Annotated in this window: 6 protein-coding genes; 1 reads left to right on the top strand and 5 read right to left on the bottom strand. The window is 65.2% G+C overall.

Annotation, left to right across the window (positions count from 1 at the left end):
- From Q0S16_RS01500 to Q0S16_RS01490, 3 genes are all read right to left on the bottom strand, one after another.
- Positions 1-357: MaoC/PaaZ C-terminal domain-containing protein (locus Q0S16_RS01500; protein WP_295844241.1), on the bottom strand; the 357-nt coding region annotated here is incomplete at its 3' end.
- An 8-nt stretch (positions 358-365) separates the two neighbouring features.
- Positions 366-1,529 (bottom strand): acyl-CoA dehydrogenase family protein, encoded by a 1,164-nt coding sequence (locus Q0S16_RS01495; RefSeq protein ID WP_295844238.1) that lies wholly within the window; start codon positions 1,527-1,529, stop codon positions 366-368.
- Between the two features lie 40 nt (positions 1,530-1,569).
- A complete protein-coding gene (locus Q0S16_RS01490; protein WP_295844236.1) occupies positions 1,570-2,787 on the bottom strand; it encodes a CoA transferase in 1,218 nt (405 codons plus the stop codon).
- A gap of 166 nt (positions 2,788-2,953) precedes the next feature.
- On the opposite strand from Q0S16_RS01490, the gene Q0S16_RS01485 reads away from it, so the two are divergent.
- Complete coding sequence (locus Q0S16_RS01485) at positions 2,954-3,856, top strand: LysR family transcriptional regulator (RefSeq protein ID WP_295844234.1); 903 nt, start codon at positions 2,954-2,956, stop codon at positions 3,854-3,856.
- Positions 3,857-3,883: 27 nt separating this feature from the next.
- Here the strand turns inward: Q0S16_RS01485 and Q0S16_RS01480 are convergent, their stop codons facing one another.
- Both Q0S16_RS01480 and Q0S16_RS01475 read right to left on the bottom strand, forming a co-directional pair.
- Entirely contained in the window at positions 3,884-4,168 is a 285-nt protein-coding gene (locus Q0S16_RS01480; protein ID WP_295844229.1) for a DUF427 domain-containing protein, read from the bottom strand.
- Between the two features lie 107 nt (positions 4,169-4,275).
- Positions 4,276-4,959, bottom strand: a 684-nt coding sequence (locus tag Q0S16_RS01475) for an exonuclease domain-containing protein (RefSeq protein ID WP_295844227.1), incomplete at its 5' end; no start/stop codon positions are given.

The following is a 4,959-nucleotide window of genomic DNA, read 5'->3' as shown; positions in this document are numbered from 1 at the left end:
GGACGGCGCGCGCGTGCAAATGATGCGGCAGACCGCCTCGTTGCCATCGACCGAGACAATCTCCGCCTTGGCCTCGATAGTATCGCCGACGATCACCGGCATGACGAAGTCCAGCGCGATGCCGCCGATCCGGCGCCCCGGCCCGCCGAGCTGGCCGAGGCAGGTGGTGGCGAGGCTGCCGACGGCCAGTTCGAACGCGACCATGTTCGCGGCGCCGGCCTTTTTGGCGCGCACCGCATCGACATAGAGGCCGCCGAGATTGCCGCTGATGCCGGTGAACATCGCCTGCTCGGCCACCGTCATCGTCTTGCGAAACGAGAACACCGCGCCGGGCTGCAGGGGAGTGAGCGAAGTCATGAATCGTCCTAGAGCTGCAAGCCGTTCTTGATGGTGCCGCGCGCGATCAGCATGCGGTGGATTTCGGAGGTGCCGTCATAGATCCGGGTGACGCGGGCATCGCGGTACATCCGCTCCAGCGGCAGCGCCTTGCTGAAACCCATGCCGCCGAACACCTGGATGGCGCGATCGACGACGCGCCCCTGCATCTCCGAGGCCGCGACCTTGATCATCGACACCTTGTCGCGCGGGTCGCGACCCTGATCGATTTCCCAGGCGGCGTTCATCACCATCATCTTGACGCCGAAAATCTCGGTGGCGGAATCGGCGATCAGTTTCTGCACCATCTGGAAATCGCCGATCGGCTGGCCGAACTGGCGCCGTTCGCCGGCATAGGTCCGCATCATCTCCAGCGCCCGTGAGGCCATGCCGACGGCGCGGGCGCCGATATGCGCGAGACGGATGTTCAGCACGCTCTTCATGATCAGCCTGAAGCCTTCGCCGACCTCGCCGAGCACGGCATCGGCCGGAATCCGGCACTGGTCGAACAGCAACTCGGCGTGGCCATAGCCGCGATGGCCCATCATCGGCTGGGTGCTGGCTACCGAAAAACCCGGCGCGTTCCTGTCGACCAGAAACAGCGTGATGCCGCCGCGGGCGCGCTTGTCCTTGTCGGTCAGCGCCATCAGGATGATGTAGTCGGCGATGTCACCATCGCTGATGTAATGTTTGGTGCCGTTGAGCACCCATTCGTCGCCGTCGCGCTGCGCCGTCGTGCTGATCGAGGCCGCGTCGGAGCCGGCCCCGGGCTCGGTGATCGCCATGGCGCAGATCTTGTCGCCCTTTACCGTCGGCAGCAGATAGTTTTCGATCTGATCGCCCTTGCAGGCCATCAGCATCGGATAGACCTGTCCGAACACCCGACGGATCAGGGCGTCCGAGGTCTTGCCCAGCTCTTCCTCGACCAGGCAGTGCTCGACGCAGGACAGTCCGCCGCCGCCGACCTCGGACGGCATGTTCATCGCATACAGACCGAGCGACTGTGCCTTCGCCTTGGTGACGCGCAACGCTTCCGGCGGCACCGTCGCCAGCCGCTCCACCTCGTCCTCCAGCGGCCGCACTTCGGTCTCGACGAAGCGGCGGACGGTATCGACCAGCAGGCGGGTGTCATCGGGCAGTGAAAAATCGATCATGCATCTTTTCCAGTTCGCGGGCTGATCGCAGCGGAGGCGGTCATCGCAGCGCGCCGACGGCCTTGGCGGCGATCAGCGCCTCGATTTCGGCGGCGTCATATCCGGCCTCGGCCAGCACTTCGCGGGTCTGCGCGCCCAGTTGCTGCGGCATCAGCCGGATCTCGACGGACTCGCCATTGTAGCGGGCGGGATGCATGACCAAGGTCACCGGCGCGCCCTGGGCGCTGTCGACGGTCCTGAACGTGCCGAGATGCTGGATCTGCGGATCGGCCTGCACATCCGCGTAATCCTGCACCGGCGCGTGCCAGATGCGGCCGGCGTCCAGCATCGGCAGCCATTCCGCAGTGGTGTGCTGGCGCAGCCGCTCGGTGACGAGTTTTGTAATGTCCTCGCGCCGCGAAAAGCTTTCGTTGTCGCCAAACGCCTCGAGTTCGACGATCTTCATGGCGGCGGCCAGCGCGCTCGGCGATGCCATCGAGATCGCGATGTGACCATCGGCCGTGGCGTGAACGCCATAGGGGCCGGCGCTGCACCAGGTGGCGATGCCCGCCGGCGCCCGCGGCGTCGGCGACGGCGCGCCGTTTAGCCAGGCGGTGAAGGGTTCGGTCTGCAGGTCGATCGCCGCCTCCAGCAGATTGACTTCCACCAGCCGGCCCTCGCCGGTCCTGGCCTTGGCAAACAGGGCGGCGAGAATGGCCATCGCATACAGCGACGCGGCATGCTGGTCGACGATCACGGCGCCCACCGCCGTCGGCGGCCCGTCGGCGCGGCCGGTGCGCATCGCCAGGCCGGACATCGCCTGCAGCAGCAGGTCCTGACCCGGCCGATCCCGGTAGGGGCCGCTGGTGCCGAAGCCGGTGGCCACCGCATAGATCAGGCCGGGATTGATGGCTTTGAGATCCTCATAACCGAGGCCGAGTTTGGCCATCGTGCCCGGGCGAAAATTCTCCATCACCACATCGGCGGTCGCGGCGAGCCGCTTCACCGCGGCGACCCCATCCGGATGCTTGAGGTCGACGGCCAGGCTGCGCTTGTTGCGCCCGGTGCCGAGGTGGTTGACGCTTTGCCCGGCGACAAACTGGTCGGCGACGGCCCAGTGGCGCTGGAACGCGCCTTCGATCGACTCGATGGCAATCACGTCGGCGCCGAGATCGCCCAGCGTCTGCGCCGCCAGCGGTCCGGCGAGATAATGGTTGAAGCTCAGGATTTTGACGCCGCGCAGCAGGTCCATCGAGACACCGTCCATGGCCGCAGCCATGCCCGCCTTCTAGGCAGACTTTCGATTGGCACGACGTTTGATCAAACTAGCGGCGGTATCCCGGCGAGCAATATCCGGTTCAATTATTTTGAAGGACAAGTTGATAACCAAAATCTATCATCTGCGGGCGACCACGGCGTTTTCGGCAGATGGCAGGATCAAGCTCATGAATCTCCGACAGCTCGAAATCCTGCGCGCCGTCATGCGGGCAAGGTCGACGGTCGGGGCGGCGCGGGATCTCGGCATGTCGCAGCCGGCCGTCAGCAACGCCATCAAGAACGCCGAGTCGGCGCTGGGTTTCCTGCTGTTCGATCGCGTCAACAAGCGGCTGGTCCCGACCCAGGAGGCGCAGATCCTGCTCAAGGAGGCCGAGCCGCTATTCCTGATGCAGGACCTGATCAGCCAGACCGCGGCGCATCTGCGCACCGGCCGCAAGGGCCGGATGCGGATCGTCGCCACCTCCGAATTGTCGGAATCGCTATTGCCGCAGGTGGTAGCCCGGTTCAGCCGGGATCATGCGGGCGTCGAGATTTCGCTGGAGACGGTGCGGCTCGACAGCCTGCTGGAATATGTCGAGGTCGGCATCGTCGACGTCGGTTTCGCGATGGAGCCGCATCCGCGCCACACGCTGACTTACCTGCCGCTGGCGCAGCTCGACATGGTCTGTGCCTGTCATGCGGACAGTCCGCTGGCGCAACTGAGCTTCGTCACCCCGACCGACCTGCGCGACACGCCACTGATCAATGCCGGCAACAGCAGCCGCATCAGCCATCTGGTGCGCGAAGCGTTCCGGCGCAGCGCCGTCGACTATGCGCCTGCGATCGACGTGCGCTTCATGAACGTTGCCGGCTATTTCGTCGAAGAAGGGCTGGGTGTGACCATCATGGACCAACTGACGGCGTCGTCGAAGCGCTACGGCCGCCTCACGACGGTCCCGTTCAAGCCGCACACCCAGATCACGGTATCCGCCATCGTGCCCGCCGCACGCATGCAGCAACGCCTGACCCAGGCGCTGCTGCGGCACACGCGCGAGGAAATCGCCGCCCGGCTCGCCGCGCCGGCAATCTGACGGCCGCGGCGCGCGGCGAACCGCGCATCAGGCCTCGATCTTGACGCCCTTCCAGAACGCGACCTTGCCGGCAATCTCCTTGGCCGCCGGCTTCGGCTCGGCATAGAACCACGCCGCGTCCCGATTCTGTTCACCATCGACGCTCAGGCTGTAATAGCCGGCGGTGCCCTTCCAGGGGCAGGTCGTCTTGTGCGTGCTGGCGGTCAGAAACTCCTGATGGACATCTTCCAGCGGAAAATAATGATTGCCCTCGACCATTGCGGTGCGATTGGACTCGGCGATGGTCGTTCCATTCCAGACGGCTTTAACCACAGAATACTCCTTGGTTCGAATACCGAGCATATGATGACGAGGCGACGCAAAGGGAAGGCCCCGCCTGGCGATGGCCGCGGCGGAGCAATCGTCAGAATACGCGGCGATCAGATCATGCTGCGGCGGGCGATTTCTTCATTGGCGGAGAACAGCGCGTCGGAATTCATGTCCTTCTGCCGCGTCATCCATTGCAGATAGTCGGTCGGCACGTCCGGCCACTTGCTGCCCTTGTGCTTGCCGAAGGTCATGGTCGGCAGCTTGCCCGGCTTGGTGGTCCATTCCACCATTTCCTCGGTAGACGCGCTCTGCAGCATGTCGGCGAGCAGATGCGCGGTAACCCAGGCATCCGGGCCGGCGCGGTGCGGCGGCATGGCGAGCGCGGCGTCGAGCACCAGCCCGCGCCAGTAGCGCAGCACCTGGTTGGAATGACGTGGCGCCTCCGGCCATACCCGCAGCGCCACCTTGTGGGTGCAGAGCCAGGGCAAGTGGCCGCAGGCGGCATCAGAAATGAAGCGCCGCTCGAACTCGCAATTATGCGCCACCAGCACGTCCGGCGCCGCGTCTTCGGTGATCACGGCCAGCAGCAATTCGTCGGTGCAGGCCGGCGTGGCGTCGGAAAAGTCCTGTTCGGTGATGTGATGCACGGCCATCGTCTCCGGCGAAATGCCGTGCAGCGGCCGGAACAGTTGCGCGCGCGGCGCCTCAATCCGGGTCACGCCATCCTCGACCACCACGTCGACGCAGCCGATCTCGATGACTTCCGCGGGCGGCATCAGGCCGGTGGTTTCGAT

Source organism: Tardiphaga sp., assembly GCF_025356345.1.
Classification (GTDB): domain Bacteria; phylum Pseudomonadota; class Alphaproteobacteria; order Rhizobiales; family Xanthobacteraceae; genus Tardiphaga.
This window is presented reverse-complemented; position numbering and strand designations above follow the sequence as displayed.

Coding starts and splice junctions, on each gene's coding strand:
- Q0S16_RS01490 (WP_295844236.1), bottom strand. CDS start 2,787: ATGGCTGCGGCCATGGACGGTGTCTCGATGGACCTGCTGCGCGGCGTC.
- Q0S16_RS01485 (WP_295844234.1), top strand. CDS start 2,954: ATGAATCTCCGACAGCTCGAAATCCTGCGCGCCGTCATGCGGGCAAGG.
- Q0S16_RS01495 (WP_295844238.1), bottom strand. CDS start 1,529: ATGATCGATTTTTCACTGCCCGATGACACCCGCCTGCTGGTCGATACC.